We start from the raw sequence: 16,200 nt of genomic DNA on the forward strand, positions 1-16,200 counted from the left end.
ATACTTTTATGAGTATATTTAGCCGGGGCTTATATGAAACTTGTCGCTCTTTCTCTCTCTCTGTTTTGCTTAACATCAATCTTTACAGGACCAGCGCTAGGCCAGGATCTTCTAAAAGAAAGAATCAGAAAACTAAGCAACAACAAAACTTCAATCTACGTTGAAAAGGGAATCTTTCACAACGGTGGAGTTAAGCTTCAATCGACGCTTAAATCTCTGCGCCAGTCGTATAACCCAAAACAAGGTTTTGAAAGAATCGTTATCGACTTCTCGACAAATCAAGTTCCAAAAATCTATGGACACATTTCTTCAGATGATAAAAAAATGTACCTGGATATCTTTGAAACAAGCCTAGCTAAAGACTTCAAAACCGTGGCCAATACTCGTTTTATTAACAAGATCAATTTTTTCCCAATCGAATCAAATCATTTGTCTATTGATATGCAATTAAAAGGCAAAGTGATCGCTGATATTTTTTACCTGGAAAATCCAGGCCGTCTCGTTATTGATTTGAAAAATTAATTTCCTGGAGTTTAATAATGTCTGATTTAGAAAGTGATTTCCAAGTAAAGCTAAAGCCGTCGACTGGCAAGGAAGAGCTTCCAAAGCTTCCTGAAGTCGTTGTTATTATCCCGATCATGAACAGCCCGATTTTCCCGGGAATGATCGCACCTATTATTCTGAGTGAAGAAAAATTCACACCAGAACTGGATGAGTCACTTTTAAAAACAGGTTATGTCGCTCTTAACTTGGTTAAAAACGACCTGAAGAATGATGAAGGCGAAGTAATCCCTGAGGAAGAAATTGATTTCGACAAAAAAGAAATCAAATCAGGTGATATCTATAAAGTTGGGGTTCTTTGTAAAGTTGTAAAGAAACTTAAACTTCCAGATGGATCAGTGAACGTTCTTGTTCACGGTATGAAGAGATATAGAGCTTCAGAAATTCTTTCTGAGTCTCCAATCTTAAAAACAAAAATTGAAGTTTTTGATGACATCCTTGAGACTGATGAAGAACTTGATGCTTACACAAGATCAGTTATCAATCAGGTAAAGAAACTTTCAGAAATCAACCCATACTTCAACGAAGAGATGAAGCTGGCGATGTTAAACTCGCCTTCTCCTGGGTCACTGGCCGACCTTGTAGCATTTGCGATCTCTCTTGATATCCCGGAAGCGCAGGACTTCCTTGAAACACTTGTTGTTAAAAAGAGATTTGCGAAACTTCTTGTTTATTTAAAGCGTGAAAAAGATGTAGCTGATATCCAGAAGAAAATCTCTGATGAAGTTAACGATAAAGTTAACAAATACCAGAGAGAGTACTTCCTTCGTGAACAGCTAAAAGTTATTCGTTCTGAACTTGGTATGGAAGAGGATGAAAAGTCTCGCGATATCAAGAGAATTAAAGAAGAAATCGAAAAAGTTGGAATGCCTGAAGATGTTTTAAAAACAGCGAAGGAAGAACTTGAGAGACTGGAGCTTATTCCAGACTCATCTCCAGAATACAACGTAGCGAGAACTTACTTAACATGGTTAATTGAACTTCCATGGAAGAAGTCGACAGATGACAACATCGATATCGCTGCTTCTAAAAAGATCCTGGAAAAAGACCACTACGGTCTTGAAAAGGCCAAAGAAAGAATTCTTGAATTCCTTGCCGTAAGAAAGCTTAAGCCTTCATACGATGGAACGATCCTGTGTTTAGCAGGTCCTCCGGGAGTGGGTAAGACGTCTCTTGGTAAATCAATCGCCGCCTCTCTAGGAAGAACGTTCTACCGTTTCTCTCTAGGGGGAATGAGAGATGAAGCTGAGATCAAAGGACACAGAAGAACTTACGTGGGAGCAATGCCAGGTAAGATCATTCAGGCATTAAAGAGAGTAGAAGTAAACAATCCGGTTATTATGCTGGATGAGATTGATAAAATCGGGAAGTCTTTCCAAGGGGACCCGGCATCAGCTCTACTTGAAGTATTAGATCCAGAACAGAACTCGACATTCATCGACAACTATCTGGACATCCCTTTTGATTTATCAAAAGTGCTTTTCATTGCAACAGCTAACTACATCAATGATATTCCGGAAGCTCTTCTAGACCGTATGGAAGTTATCGAGCTTTCTGGTTACACGCTGGAAGAAAAAGTTGCGATCACAACGAAATGGATTATTCCTCGTCAGCTTAAGAAGCACGGTCTGACAAAATCAGATTTCTCTTTAAGCCTAAATGTTATCAAGAAAATTATTGCAGACTACGCTCGTGAGCCAGGTGTGCGCGTTCTTGAGCAACATATTGCTAAGCTTTGTAGACGTGCAGCTCTTGAAAAAGTGTCTCGCCCTAAAAATAAAGCGAAAAAATTTGTTCCAGCAACAACGAGCCTGGAAGAAATGCTGGGAACTCCACGTTTCCATTCTGACTCTGCAGAAAAGAAAAATAAACCAGGTGTTGTTACAGGTCTTGCTTGGACAGCGTACGGTGGAGAGATTCTTTTCATTGAAACTCTTCCACTTAAAGGGAAAGGATTCAAACTTACAGGTCAGCTTGGTGGCGTAATGAACGAGTCAGCAACACTAGCTTACTCATACGTTAAAAAACTTCTTCAAAACCAAATGGACGAGAAGAAGCCTGCTCCAGTTAAGAAGAAAGCGACTAAAGCTCCGGCAACTCCAGTTGTTAAGAAAGATGAGCATGAAAATGAAGATTACCTGGCAGCACACGAAGTTCACCTTCACCTTCCAGCAGGAGCAACTCCTAAGGATGGACCTTCTGCTGGTATTACGATGGCCCTTGCTCTTTACAGCTTAGCGACTAACAAAGCGGTTGATTCTGATATCGCGATGACAGGGGAGTTGAGCTTAACTGGTAAGGTTCTTCCGGTTGGTGGAATTAAGGAAAAGGTTCTGGCGGCAAAACGCGCTGGGATTAAAAATATCATTCTCCCAAAACAAAACGAGAAAGACCTAAAAGAAGTTCCAGTCCTACATAGAAAAGGAATGAAGTTCTACCCGGTTTCGCATTTTGATGAAGTTCTGAAGATTGCTTTAAAAAAGTAATAAATCTAAAAATAGAAAGGCCGGTCTCCACCGGCCTTTTTTATAAACACTCTAGATAAACACAATTCCCCGTTTCTTGTGCAAACATGAGATGTTTACATTTCTCATATCGGACACCGGTATTTATCTTTAAATGGAATTAACCTTAAGATTTAGGCATAAAAAAACCGCCTAAATTAGGCGGTCTTTTATATAAGAAATAAATGAAGAATAAGATCTTAGAATTCGTCTGAGTCGTACTCGCTGATTGGAGCGTGCTTGATTTTACCAGCAGCGATCTCTCTTAGTGCCGTTACAACTTCTTTGTTTTTAGACTTAACTAGAGGCTCAGCTCCTTCTCTTAGTTGCTTTACTCTCTTAGTAGCTAGGTGAACTAGCTCATATCTGTTTTCAACTTTTTCTAAACAGTCTTCGATAGTAATTCTTGCCATTGGATTGTCTCCTAAAGCCGATTGGGGCTAAAAATAGATTTACGAACTTTAGGTTATAGACGGAATCGGTATTTTTGTCAAAGGAACCCGCTTGGGTCCCTTATGATTCCAGCTTTTTATATAACGCATCAATCTCTTTAGCGTAAGTTTTCAGGATAACCTTCTTCTTAAGCTTCAGGGAAGGGGTAATCTGGCCGTTTTCGACCGTAAAATCACTCGGTGCAATAAAAAACCCTTTAATACTCTCAAAGCTGGCCAGCTCTTTGTTTACGGTATGGATCTCCTGGTCGACGATCTCATAAACTTTCGAGTCCTCAGCGAGCTCTTCATAGGTTCTGCCGCTCACGCCGTCATCGCGGAAGGCTTCGTGGTCGATACTGATAATCGCGACCAAGAACTTTCTCTGGTCTCCGACAACCATGGCATTAGAAATATGCTTTTGCAGTTTAAGCGTGTTCTCAATTTTTTGAGGGGCCACGTTTTTCCCTGCACTGGTAATGATGATGTCTTTTTTTCTGTCGGTGATTTTAACGTAGCCTTCAACAGTAAGTTCACCGATATCGCCAGTGTAAAGCCAGCCGTCTTTAATGGCCTCTTTTGTGGCTTCTTTATTTTTGTAGTATTCCGTTAGCATCGCCTCGGTCTTCACCATGATCTCGCCGTCTTCAGCAAACTTAACTTGAACATCACCGAGAGGAAGGCCGATGGTTCCCGGGATCTGTCTCACTGGAGGATTCAGGATACAAGGGGCGACTGTTTCAGTCAGACCATAGCCTTCAAGAATAGTAAGATTCGCGTTTTGCATGAAACGGATAATTTCAGGAGAAATAGGAGCTCCACCTGAAACCAGGAAACGAATACGTCCTCCCAGGCGGTTGTAGATTTTTTCAAATACTAATTTGTATGCAAGATTCTTTTGTAGAATTTCGTATGTGCTTGGCGATTTATCCTGATTAATTTTTTCAAAATAATCATTAGAGGCCTTAAGCGCCCAATCAAAGACTTTCTTTTTTAGATCATTTTCTTTCTGGATGTTCTCTAGAACTTTTGAATAAACTTTCTCAAAGATTCTTGGAACGGCAAGAAGAAGAGTTGGTTTAGCAACTTGAAGGTTGTCGACTACTTTATCAAGTGATTCGGCAAAGACACATTCAAATTCAAAAACTAAGTTTAAGAGAGAATCACAGCGGCCGAAGACGTGAGAGAGCGGAAGGAACGTCAGTGTTCGGTCTGTTGGAAGAATGTTGGTTTTAAGAGAAGTGTAGACATTATTTAACATGACTACAAAAGCGCGCTGAGAAATCACGGCCCCTTTTGGCTCACCAGTTGTTCCTGAAGTGTAAATGATTGAGGCGATGTCTAGTGGTTCACTGGCCTCAATTGTCGCTTCAAAAAGCTTGGGAGAATTTTGTGATTCTGTTGTCCCGTTGTCGAGGAATTGCTGAAAACTTTGAAAAGTAATTTTATCCGAGAGTTTTTTAACAGAGTCCTCAGTGACTTCTTTTAAAGCGACAATATATTTCAAATGCGTAAGGTTGTGCTGGATCTCAAGGATCTTTTGCATTTGAGCTTCGTTTTCCAGGATGAGAATTTTTGTTTCACTATGGTTGAGAATGTATTCAACTTCATGAGCAAGATAAGTCGGGTAGACGGGAGTCACTACTGCGCGAGCGCACATTGTTGCAAGATCAAAAAAGTGCCACTCTTTAGAAGTCTGTGCCAGGATAGCTACGCGGTCTTGAGGCTGAGTATCTAATTTAATCAGTCCGTAAAAAAACTGACGAACTTTCTGTTGGTATTCATCGTTGTTGTAGAAGTTAAGGTCGTTTCCATCAACCCATCCAATAGCTTTTCTGTGAGGTGATTTCGAAGTCTTTCTAAAAAAGAGTTTTGAAATTGTTGAATCTTTCATCATAAATTGAACCTTTAAATAATTTGCTTAACTTAATTTCGGCATCTTAGTTAAAAAACTTTTGCTCGATTTCTGCAATATCAAGGCATTTGATACTGGAGTATTTTATGCAAGATATGATCTTAATTCTCTCACGTTGTCAGGCCAAGAGAATCTCTCCACGCAGTAAAAAAACCTTCTTCAGGTTTCACTTCCGCGGTTTTTATAGTGGACTAAAAATTAAGGAAATTCATGTCTACCCTCATCAATCGGTGGCCTTGGATAAGGGTGAGGATTACCTGCTATGGGTTACTTTGAAATGCGTGCGAGAATCTGTGCTGGAAGTGACGTTACTTAAGTATAAAAAAATTGAGTAAATAAAAAACGTGATATACTTTCGAAAAAGAGGACAGACTATGAGTGATGAAACATCGAAAGAAACAACGGCTGAAGAAAGAAAGTTTCTTCATGATATTTCAAATCACATAGTCGTGGCCCATGGAATGACGACATTTGTTCTTCGTACATTACGAGATAATCCGAATGTAGATGCGCGCGAGATTGAGCGCCTGGAAAAAGCGCTCACGGCGATTAATAAAATGACGGAGTCAATTCAGGAAAGAAGGGCAGTGCTTCACGCCAAAAGTTAAGGCTTACTTAACTTTTACCGTTACAATATCCCCAATCATTAGTTTTCCAACTTCAAAGACTGGTGTTTCTTCGCCTTCTTCAAGCTTATTTAAAACGCCAATGGCAGAAGAGTCCTCGGCATGAAGAACCTTTACCTCACCGATTTTCACACGGTGGTTGAAGCGTTTTTTGCTTTCATACGGATCAAGAACAGAGACTACGCGGTAAACATCAAGGACGCTTCCTTTTTTCACGCCTTGGTTTTTACCCATATCCACATAGAAGTTCTTTCTGATAATTTCATCTTTATTGCCCATAGGGATGTCTTGAGCGATGCTGTAAATGACGTAATCTTTGGCAATGGCCATTGAGGCCGTAAATGTCAAAGCAATCATAAAGAGAACTGGTAGCTCAAAAAATTTTTTCATGACTAAACTCGCCGTTATTCAAAGTGCAGTCTTTGAATCTTGTTTTTTTATCGGCGCCAACGGCCACCTAGATAAGAGGCGCAACGAAAGAGAGAGTCCGAGGGGAAAAAGTTGCCTGAAAGGGTGATCAAATGAAAATGATCGGGTATCAGCCGTGCTAAACTAAAAATGATGAAAACACTGGTTTTTCTTTTATTCCTCATGTCTCAGGCCTTCGCGCATGAAGGCCATGATTCTAGCGTCCCCTGCCAGGAAGGGACGGCGGATGTTTTAAATAAAAACGCCGAGACTTTAGATGGCAGTGTGAAAAAGGCAGTAAATTTACTGTCGGCCAAGGATTTTTACAAAAAATTTAAACTTACGAATGGGCTGGGCATTAAGGGATCGAGCGCTATAGAAAATGAATCGCTGGATAAAGCGGCGGCCATTATTGAGAAGATGATTTCTAAGAGACCAGATATTAGAAAGAAATTAATCGAATTAAATGCAGAAGTCGTGGTGATCGCTAAAAGCGAGAACTATTGTGATATCCCAGAGGCCCGCGACTTAAAAGATAAGCGCACTTTTGACGGTAGAAGCTTTTGCGATATTTGCGGAGGCGGTGGTGTGATTGGAAGGCCTATTACAACGGTGTGTGAAGACAATCTGCTTAAAACCCCAAACGATCCTTATCATGGAACAGAAGATATCCTCACGCACGAATTCGCTCACACTATGCACGTCATGGGAATGGATGAAGGTGATCAAAAGAAGTTAACAAAGCTGTATGAAGAAGCAAAAAGCAAAAGTATCTTTGAAAAGAATGCTGATAATGAGCCAACTTACATGATGGCCAATGAGCAGGAGTTTTTTGCGTGTTTAAGTGCTGCCTGGTTTGGTGTGCATAATCCGAAGAGTCCTTCGATTTCTCCAGAATTAGTCGACCGAAGCTCCATCAAAGAGAAGCTTCCGGCCGTTTATGAATTTATGAAATCAATTTATCCAGAATAGAAATTACTTAACTCGTAAGTACTTCGGGTAGCTCCAGATCAAGTCTGAAGGGCGGTAGTTCTTTACGTAGTCATGGTAAAGAATGAAGTTTCTCGAGTAGTACTGCATGATCCATGGAAGATCGTCATTGACAGTTTTTTCCATTTTTTCAATCAATGCTTTTTTCTCTTCACCATCAGGAAGCTTGCTCATCTTCTCGTACATCGCATCGACTTGCGGGTTAGAGTAGAAAGAAGCGTTCGGCCCTGGAGGGTGATTCGATGAAGTCAGAAGCTGGAAAATGTTTTCAGCATCCGGGTAATCAAGCGTCCAGCCATCCTGGAAGAATTGTAGGTGACCGGTGCGCGATTTTTCCAAGTACTGCTTAAAGTTGTTTTGAACAATCTTAATTTTTATTCCAATTAGTGCCAGCTGAGTTTTGTAATACTCGGCCTGAGCGTTACTGATTTTTGATTCAGCTCTTGTATCGTAAATCAATTCTGGGAGACCTTTTCCTCCCGGGTATCCTGCTTTGGCCAGGTATTCTTTGGCCTTTTCCAGGTTGTACTCGTAAGGCAGAGTGGCCGAAGTGTCGTAACCTAAAATTCCCGGAGGAAGAATTGAGTTTGCTCTTTGCCCGGTATTGTTAGTGAAGAGCTGGATATACTTATCCATGTCGGCCGCGTAAGCAATCGCCTTTCTCAAGTTCAGGTTCTTTCCTAGTAAGGGGTCCTTCATGTTGAAGGCCAGCCACCAGTAAGTCAGAGTTGGCATGGTCTGCAGACGGATGTTTTTTGCTTTAATGTCTTCTCTTAGATTCCCGACATCGTCAAAAACCTGAGTGTAGAAATCTTGGGGAAGAACAATGAAGTCTAACTTGTACTGATTAAATAGTTCCCAGCGAGTTTTATTGTCGTTAACCACAACGAACTTAATTCCATCAATAAATGGGATTTTTTCACCACTGTCTTTTAGAAGCCCGCGGCTGTTAGCGTAGCGGTCCCCTTCAGAAGGGTAAAAGCTCTCGTGGTAGTGTGGGAATTTTGCCAACGTGATTTCTTTGGCCGCATCCATCTTTGTCAGATAGAAAGGCCCGGTTCCAATCGGGTTGTGGCTTAAATCATTTTTATCATGCTCGATAACTTCCAGTGGTACTGGAGAAATAAAACTCATCGACAATTTATAAATGAACTGAGGAGAGGGTTGAGTAAGCTCAATAATTAATGTGTGATCATCTGGAGCTTTGATACCAGAGATTGATGTCGATTTAAATTTCTCGAAGTCATCGCCAACAGTCTTTTTAAACTCATTGACTCCTTTAATGGCCCCATCAACAACCCACCATCCAGTAGAGTTGAGTGGATTATAAGAAAGGCGCTTAAACTGAGTAATGAAGTCCTGAGCTGTTACGAAACGAGGCTGGCCTTTGAAGGCCGGGTGGTCGTGATAGCGAATATTTTTCTTAATCTTGATCACGTAGCGCTGGCCATTGTTTTCAATAACCGGCATTCCTTCAGCGAGCAGAGGCTTTAATTCATAAGGGCGGTTTAGGTAATGGTAGTCGTATAACTGCTCACAGATGTTGTAGATAACCATCCCCGAAACGTTATCGTATGAGTTGACCGGATCGAGGGTTGAGATCTCACTGGTCAGTGCCATATTCAAAATCTTGTCATTCTTAACGGCTTCTTTTTTATTACAACCGTAGAAAAAGGCCAGAACGAGAAAGAGACTATAGACTGCCAGTGATTTTTTCATCTATTACCCTAGTTTAGATTTAAGCACCGTTTTTGCTTGTGGAGCGATCTTCGCTAGAAGGCTAGCATCCCCAGAACCCTGGGCCATGTCTGGCTTTCCACCGCCGCGTCCGTTAACGACTGAAAGAATTTCTTTCAGAGCGTCTCCGGCGTTTAGTTTAGATACGCCTTTTGTTGCGCGAACAAGTACTGTCGCTTTGTCACCGCTAGTGTTGTAAAGAACAACAGCTCCGTTTTGGAACTTGCTCACAAACATATCCGAAAGCTTTCTTAAATCGCTGTCAGCTGGAGCTTCAACAATGGCCACATCCACACCGCCGATATTTTCAACGTTGCTGAAGAGGTCTTTAGATTCGCTCGCCATGATTTTGTCTTTAAGGGCTTCGATTTCTTTTTGCTTATCCTTTAAATCTTTAAATAGATTTTCAAGTTTTGCCAGGGCACGCTCCTCTTTATCCATGAACATCCCTTCAACTTTCTTAAGAAGGTTTGATCTATGGCTTAAGTAATTAACCGCTGTCTCAGACGTTGTCGCTTCGATACGACGAACTCCTGTCGCCAGAGATGATTCACTTAAAATTGTGATTAATCCAATGTCCCCAGTGTTTCTTACGTGTGTTCCTCCACAAAGTTCTGTCGAGAAATCACCCATTGTTAAAACGCGGACAACATTTCCGTATTTTTCACCGAAAAGGGCCATTGCTCCTTTTTTCTGAGCTTCATCCATGCTCATATGATCAGCGCTTACGCTGTGAGCTTTTTGGATTTCCTGGTTCACTAGGTCTTCTACTTTCTGGATTTCTTCTTTTGTCATCGCTTGAAGATGAGTGAAGTCGAAACGCAGCTTTTCACTTGTTACAACTGATCCAGCTTGTTTTACGTGTGCACCTAAAACTTTAATTAAAGCAGACTGAAGTAAGTGAGTCGCCGAGTGGTTTCTCATTGTTAAGGCTCTCGTGTGAGCATCAACTGAAAGTGTATATGACTTTCCAACTTCAAGAGCGTCTGCATCCTTTGAGATGTGAACATGAAGACCATCAACTGGTTTTTGAGTGTCATCAATGTGAGCAAGAATATTTTTTCCAGCTTTAACCACACCGATATCACCAACCTGTCCTCCGGACTCGCCGTAGAAACTAGTGGTATCAAAAACAAGTCCTTTCGCTTCACCCATGTCGATAACGTCCACAAGTTTTGCTTCAACTTCTAATTTGTCGTAGCCTACGAAATTCGTTGCACCATTTTTTTCTTTAACAGCGTGGAAAACTTTATCAGAGTTATCAAGACCTCCTTTCCAAGATTTCTTAGAAAGTTCTTTTTGCTCTTTCATGGCCTTTTCAAAGCCTTCATGGTCAAGAGCGATTCCTTGGTCAGCAAGATACATTTCTGTTAAATCGACCGGGAATCCGAACGTATCGTATAGTCTGAAAGCTGCTTTTCCAGAGAAGATTTTATTTGTGACTTCTTTAGCTAGAGCTTCGTGTAGATACTTAAGACCATTTTCCAGTGTCTCTCTGAATTTTCTTTCTTCAAGCTCAAGAAGTTTTACGGCAAGTTCAGCGTTAGCTGCGTTTTGCGGGTACTCAGCTCCAAGAGATTCAAAAACAGCAGGGATAAGTTTGTAGAAAGAAACTTCTTTTACTCCAAGCTCGTTTAAGTATTTTACTGCGCGACGGATAATTCTTCTTAGAACGTATCCACGTCCTTCGTTAGAAGGAATAGCACCATCTGTAATTAACATAGTCGCTGAACGGATGTGGTCGGCCACAACACGGAAAGCTGCTTTTGTTTTTTCGTCTTTTGAGTTTGGCTCGTATTTTTTGCCAGAAACTTCTTCAATCTTTCTCATGATGGGAGCAAAAATATCGGTGTTGTAGTTGTTATAAACACCTTGAAGAGCAGCTGCTACGCGCTCAAGACCAGCACCGGTATCAATAGATGGTTTTGGAAGAGAGAACTTTCCTTCTGGAGTTTTTTCAAATTGCATGAAAACCAGGTTCCAGATTTCAACATATCTTTTTTCGTCTTCAAGTAAATCGTTTGGGTCTTGTCTGACGAGAGTTGTATCAGTGTATTCTTCTCCGTGATCAAAGAAGATTTCAGAACAAGGACCGCATGGCCCGTATTCTCCCATCTCCCAGAAGTTATCTTTATCACCTTTGTTGAAAATGCGCTCGTCTGTGAGGCCTGCAACTTTTTTCCAAAGAGCACGGGCTTCATCATCAGAGTAGTGAACTGTGACATATAGTTTTTCTTTCGGGATTTTTAATTCTTCAGTTAAAAATTCCCAGGCAAACTTAATAGCGTCTTCTTTAAAGTAATCACCAAAAGAAAAGTTACCAAGCATTTCAAAGAATGTGTGGTGACGAGCTGTGTGTCCTACGTTTTCAAGATCGTTGTGTTTACCACCAGCGCGTACACATTTCTGAATGCTCACGGCACGCTTGTTAGTCGCAACTGCTTTACCAGTAAAATAATCTTTAAACTGGTTCATTCCGGCGTTACAGAAGAGAAGAGTTTTATCGTTATGAGGGATTAAAGAACTCGAGGCCACCTTCTCATGCGATTTTTTCGCAAAGTAGGTTGCAAATTTTTCTCTAATTTGTTGTCCAGTCAGTTTTGTTTCCATGTGCCTAATATCCTGTCAAAAGTACACTAAATTGAAGACTTAAGAGTACCATAGAACTTTATAAAACGGGAATGGATTCTCCAATGATAGGACCATGTTTTCAATAGCTTGAAGGCTCGCCGCATTGTTTTTTCACCACTTTTTTACAAAGGACTTCACGGCCGGTGAAAACAAATGTATTGGTTCTGTGAAAAATAATTGTGAAAGGGTTCCGTAGTTAATAAAACTCACTCATCGAATTAACAGTGAACTTATTAATTACAACTGGAGAAAAAAATGAAAACTATCGTACTTGCAATCTCTCTTCTAAGCCTTTCAAACGTATTTGCAGCTTCTGTAAATGACTCTTGGTCATCTCTTAACAAAGACCGCTCTCTTCAAATCGAGTGGCCATCTGCTCAAATGACTCACGGAGTTTGGACTGGTGTTGATTTCCTATGTCTTGATGGAAACACAATCAGAACTAAGAAAGTTATCGAAAAATGTACAAAATATGCAGTTAAGCCAGGTCAAAACGGTGGAGTTTACTGTGCAGCTACTTCAAAAGCTTTCGGTATCGTAAGCAACGAAGTAACTGGGACAAGATGTGTTGAATACAGACACTCAAAAGAGCAAGACGTATGTGTTAAGTACGAAGACTACTCATACGCTCAACCAACTTCTTTTGACGTAGACGTTCTAAAAATCGTTTCTCCAAAAGAAGGAACAACTCGTCACCTTTTCACAAAAGAATACTCAATCTCAGCTTGCGAGTAATCGTTTAAATACTGAAGTGCCCGCGCCCCTCGTGGGCACTTCTTTTAAAATTTAAGGGTAAGAATGGAAACGACAGAACTGCCACTTAGTCTATTTGATTTCACGGATTTTAAGGCTTTCATGTTAAAGAAAGGCCTGCCTTCCGGGATGTATTCGCACGACCATCACAATCTACAGAATTGGTCGAAGCGCTTAGGTTATAAGTCGGCCAGCTCTCTTTCGATGGTTCTTACCGGAGAGCGCCTTCCCTCTGAAGATATGATCGAGCGCTTGGTTAAAGACTTTAAGATGAGCGGAAGAGAAGAGCGCTACTTTAAGCTTCTTGTCGACCTGGAAAGAAAAAAGACAAAAAACCAGGACGTTAACGAGCACCTCAAACAAATTCAGAAATTAAGTACAGAGAAAAATTCTTACTCAATCGACCTTCAGCAGTTTTCGGCCATCAGTGAGTGGTATTACATTGCGCTCAAGCAGCTCATTTCTACCGACTCTTTCATTGAAGATGAAAACTGGATTCATAAACGTTTAAGAAAAAAAGTCAGTGTCGGACAAATCAAAAAAGCTTTAAAAGACCTTGAAGATCTTGAAATCATCAAACGCGATGAAGCTAATCGTCTGCGCGTAGTGAAGCCGGGCCTCATTACTTCAAATGATATTCCTTCATCAGCTATTAAAAAGCACCACTACGGGATGATGGAGCTTGCTCAGGAAGCTCTGATGGAGCAGGAAGTGGAGCAAAGACAGATTAATAGTACGACAATGAGAATTAAAAAAGAGAACCTTCCTGAAGCAAAGAAATTTATCTTTGATTTTATTAAGGAGTTCTCGAGCCGTTTTTCAGAGTTAGAGTCGGAAGATGTCTACCAGATGAACGTACAGTTTTTCGAATTAACAAAACAGTTGAAGCACTAGGGAAGTGAATATGAAAAATATTAAATCGGCCTTGTTACTGATTGCACTTTTTGTTTCTAAAAGCTTAAGCGCCAGTGTTTATCTTCCAGATGAAGATAGAGCTGAACTTAATCAGAAGTTTTTAAAAATCAGCCTTCAAGCAATGAAAGCTTCTGGTGGAGCAGATATTGTTGGAAATGGGGGAGGCGCTGTTGAGCAGGCTTCACTTTATATTTACCGCAGTTTGGATCGCTATATTTCTCAATGTCTTAACAATAAAGATTGTTATCAGGATAGTGAAAGGCGTGAAGTTCTTAAAAAAATCAGAGAAGTCGTTCTTAAAAATAGAGAAGAAAAAAATCGCTTAGTTTTCCTTTCTGGGGAAAACTTCGAAAAATATATGCAGGATGAATTAGACCCGGAAATCCGTGTGGCCAAAACTGGCTTTAGCGATGAGTTCCCGATCTTTATCAACCTGGCCGAAGCTCACAATTATCCTAAAGATTCATTGTATGCCTCGATGGTGGCCCTGTTGGTCCATGAAATTGGTCACCAGGTTGGTGTCGCCTCTCATTCTTATTTAGATGACCTGGCCTTAAGTGTGCGCTCAATGATGGAAGCCAATACTAAGGAGCTCACTTATGATGTTCTGGGCAACCAATTTGTCTTCACTCTTTTTGCCAGCAGCAACCAATACGATTTTGCTCAGTATGTACTAGAATATAACGGCGAAAAATATGAAGTTCCTTCATTGATGACTGCTTATAAATGCACTAATGGTGACAAACTAGTTGGAGCAAATCTTGAAAACCTTTATTGGGAAAAAGGAAGAACGGCTAATTATCATTACATTCTCTCTCTTAATGCTTGGGGGGAATTTGCCTGCGAAAGAAAAAACAAAACAGTATATTTTGAGCAAATCAATGTCCGCCTAACATGGGATTTCACATTGGAGAGACTTCCTGGTGAAAAATATGTTTTCCTACTAAATGCAATGGGGATTTCTTTAAAATAACTCAGGTTCTATTTCAATCCCGGCACTGTTGAAATTGCTCTTTAGGATTTTAAAAACAGCTCCGGGATTATGTCCCTTACTGAGGGCAAAACGAATCGCTTTTTGGCGCTCTTTGTGGGCCTCTTCTTTATCTTCCGAAAGGCCTTTTAATTTTTTAGCTAATAATTTTTTAATTTGCTCAGCTTCACTGACTCTATGTTCGTCAAAGATTTCGTAAATGTACTCTTCAGAAACATCAAGTTTTTCTTGCTGAAGTTTTTGTTTGATAAAGCTTGCCGAGTATCCTTTGCTCATAAAGCCTTTGATACGGGCTTCAGAGTAAGCTTCTTCGCGAAGAAAACCACGTTCCTTTATCTCGTTAAGCGCATCTTCAATTTCGTTTGCAGGAAACTTTTTCTCACGGAGTTTTTCGCGAAGCTTATGCTCAGAATAATCTCTCGATGAAAGAAGTTTTACGAGGTAGCTATACGCTTGTTTTGACATTTGTTTGGTTTAAAAACTTTGAAAGTCCCATGGCCTCAAATTCTCGAGGAGAGTGGGACTTCAAAGTCAGTATTTAATTATTGAATGTTCTTTTTAGATTTCTTTGGAGCTTTTTCAGTTTCTTCTTCAAGGATCTCACCAGTTGTTGTGTCAACTTGTGGAGCCGGGAAACCTTCTGCTAGACCAAATTTCACTAGAATCTTTTGTTTGATTTCTTCTAGCATTTCTGGGTTTTGCTCTAGGAAAGTCTTAGAGTTTTCTCTCCCTTGACCGATCTTAGAGTTGTTGTATGAGAACCATGCTCCAGCTTTTTCTACGATACCGTTGTTTGAAGCTAGATCAAGGATGTCTCCAACTTTAGAAATACCTTGTCCGTACATAATGTCGAATTCAGCTTCTTTGAATGGAGGAGCAACTTTGTTCTTAACGATTTTAACTTTTGTTCTGTTACCGATATGAGATTCACCATCTTTAATCGCAGCAGTTCTTCTGATGTCCAGACGTACTGAAGCGTAGAATTTAAGAGCGTTACCACCAGTTGTTGTTTCTGGGTTACCGAACATAACACCAATTTTCATACGAAGTTGGTTGATGAAGATAACTGTACAGTTTGAGCGAGAGATTGATCCCGTAAGTTTTCTTAAAGCTTGAGACATAAGTCTTGCTTGAAGACCCATGTGTGAATCACCCATTTCACCTTCAAGTTCTGCTTTCGGAGTAAGAGCAGCTACCGAGTCAACGATAAGAAGGTTAACAGCACCAGAGCGAACTAACATATCTGCGATTTCTAGAGCTTGTTCTCCAGAGTCTGGTTGAGAGATAAGAGTGTTTGGAATATCTACGCCAAGTTTTGCAGCGTACGTTGTATCAAGAGCGTGTTCAGCATCTACGAAAGCAACTGTTCCACCTTGCTTTTGGCATTCAGCCGCAATGTGAAGAGTAAGAGTTGTTTTACCAGAAGATTCTGGTCCGTAGATTTCAATGATTCTACCTTGAGGAATACCGCCAACTCCAAGCGCTAGGTCTAGACTTAAACATCCTGTTGGGATGACTGCTAATTTTTCAGTTGCAGTTTTGTTATCTAGTTTCATGATCGCGCCTTTTCCGAATTGTTTTTCAATTGCAGATAGAGCTAGATCAAGGGCTTTTAATTTTTCTGGTGATGGAGCAGCAGATGTTTTCTGTAGTGACATTATTCCTCCGGAGGATCTCAATATGTGTGTGCTTTAACGCTAACACTCTTGTGGTTATTCGATAACTTAAAACTTATGCA

General features: G+C 40.6%; 15 protein-coding genes. 8 read left to right on the forward strand and 7 right to left on the reverse strand.

Annotated features, from left to right (window positions below):
* The first annotated feature begins 33 nt into the window (after positions 1-33).
* Positions 34-522, forward strand: coding sequence for a hypothetical protein (locus C0V70_RS00760; protein WP_102241955.1), 489 nt, complete (start codon positions 34-36; stop codon positions 520-522).
* Positions 523-539: 17 nt separating this feature from the next.
* Entirely contained in the window at positions 540-3,047 is a 2,508-nt protein-coding gene (gene lon, locus C0V70_RS00765) for an endopeptidase La (protein WP_102241956.1), read from the forward strand.
* A gap of 218 nt (positions 3,048-3,265) precedes the next feature.
* Here lon and rpoZ read toward each other — a convergent pair whose 3' ends face one another.
* Both rpoZ and C0V70_RS00775 read right to left on the reverse strand, forming a co-directional pair.
* Entirely contained in the window at positions 3,266-3,478 is a 213-nt protein-coding gene (gene rpoZ, locus C0V70_RS00770; protein WP_102241957.1) for a DNA-directed RNA polymerase subunit omega, read from the reverse strand.
* Positions 3,479-3,578: 100 nt separating this feature from the next.
* On the reverse strand, positions 3,579-5,393 hold the full coding sequence (locus tag C0V70_RS00775; protein WP_102241958.1) for an AMP-dependent synthetase/ligase: 1,815 nt from the start codon (positions 5,391-5,393) through the stop codon (positions 3,579-3,581).
* A gap of 104 nt (positions 5,394-5,497) precedes the next feature.
* On the opposite strand from C0V70_RS00775, the gene C0V70_RS00780 reads away from it, so the two are divergent.
* Positions 5,498-5,746, forward strand: coding sequence for a hypothetical protein (locus C0V70_RS00780; RefSeq protein WP_102241959.1), 249 nt, complete (start codon positions 5,498-5,500; stop codon positions 5,744-5,746).
* 39 nt (positions 5,747-5,785) lie between these two features.
* Positions 5,786-6,019 carry a hypothetical protein gene (locus C0V70_RS00785; RefSeq protein ID WP_102241960.1) on the forward strand — a complete coding sequence of 78 codons (234 nt, stop codon included), beginning with the start codon at positions 5,786-5,788 and terminating at the stop codon, positions 6,017-6,019.
* A gap of 3 nt (positions 6,020-6,022) precedes the next feature.
* On the opposite strand, the gene C0V70_RS00790 is transcribed toward C0V70_RS00785, so the two are convergent.
* Positions 6,023-6,427, reverse strand: coding sequence for a hypothetical protein (locus C0V70_RS00790; protein WP_102241961.1), 405 nt, complete (start codon positions 6,425-6,427; stop codon positions 6,023-6,025).
* A gap of 168 nt (positions 6,428-6,595) precedes the next feature.
* Between C0V70_RS00790 and C0V70_RS00795 the strand changes: the two genes are divergently transcribed.
* Entirely contained in the window at positions 6,596-7,417 is an 822-nt protein-coding gene (locus tag C0V70_RS00795; protein WP_102241962.1) for a hypothetical protein, read from the forward strand.
* A gap of 3 nt (positions 7,418-7,420) precedes the next feature.
* On the opposite strand, the gene C0V70_RS00800 is transcribed toward C0V70_RS00795, so the two are convergent.
* Positions 7,421-9,154 carry an ABC transporter substrate-binding protein gene (locus tag C0V70_RS00800; protein WP_102241963.1) on the reverse strand — a complete coding sequence of 578 codons (1,734 nt, stop codon included), beginning with the start codon at positions 9,152-9,154 and terminating at the stop codon, positions 7,421-7,423.
* A 3-nt stretch (positions 9,155-9,157) separates the two neighbouring features.
* Positions 9,158-11,782 carry an alanine--tRNA ligase gene (gene alaS / locus C0V70_RS00805; RefSeq protein ID WP_102241964.1) on the reverse strand — a complete coding sequence of 875 codons (2,625 nt, stop codon included), beginning with the start codon at positions 11,780-11,782 and terminating at the stop codon, positions 9,158-9,160.
* A gap of 276 nt (positions 11,783-12,058) precedes the next feature.
* Between alaS and C0V70_RS00810 the strand changes: the two genes are divergently transcribed.
* The 3 genes from C0V70_RS00810 to C0V70_RS00820 all read left to right on the forward strand — a co-directional run bounded on the left by C0V70_RS00810 (position 12,059) and on the right by C0V70_RS00820 (position 14,444).
* Complete coding sequence (locus C0V70_RS00810) at positions 12,059-12,538, forward strand: hypothetical protein (protein ID WP_102241965.1); 480 nt, start codon at positions 12,059-12,061, stop codon at positions 12,536-12,538.
* Between the two features lie 63 nt (positions 12,539-12,601).
* Complete coding sequence (locus C0V70_RS00815; RefSeq protein ID WP_102241966.1) at positions 12,602-13,450, forward strand: TIGR02147 family protein; 849 nt, start codon at positions 12,602-12,604, stop codon at positions 13,448-13,450.
* Between the two features lie 10 nt (positions 13,451-13,460).
* Positions 13,461-14,444 (forward strand): hypothetical protein, encoded by a 984-nt coding sequence (locus C0V70_RS00820; RefSeq protein ID WP_102241967.1) that lies wholly within the window; start codon positions 13,461-13,463, stop codon positions 14,442-14,444.
* Here C0V70_RS00820 and C0V70_RS00825 read toward each other — a convergent pair.
* Both C0V70_RS00825 and recA read right to left on the reverse strand, forming a co-directional pair.
* Positions 14,436-14,927, reverse strand: a complete 492-nt coding sequence (locus C0V70_RS00825; protein WP_102241968.1) for a regulatory protein RecX — start codon at positions 14,925-14,927, stop codon at positions 14,436-14,438. The two genes, C0V70_RS00820 and C0V70_RS00825, sit on opposite strands and share 9 nt — an antisense overlap.
* Positions 14,928-15,004: 77 nt before the next feature.
* Complete coding sequence (gene recA, locus C0V70_RS00830; protein WP_102241969.1) at positions 15,005-16,120, reverse strand: recombinase RecA; 1,116 nt, start codon at positions 16,118-16,120, stop codon at positions 15,005-15,007.
* Between the last annotated feature and the right edge of the window lie 80 nt (positions 16,121-16,200).

The sequence above is a fragment of the Bacteriovorax stolpii genome (assembly GCF_002872415.1).
Classification (GTDB): Bacteria; Bdellovibrionota; Bacteriovoracia; order Bacteriovoracales; family Bacteriovoracaceae; genus Bacteriovorax; species Bacteriovorax stolpii.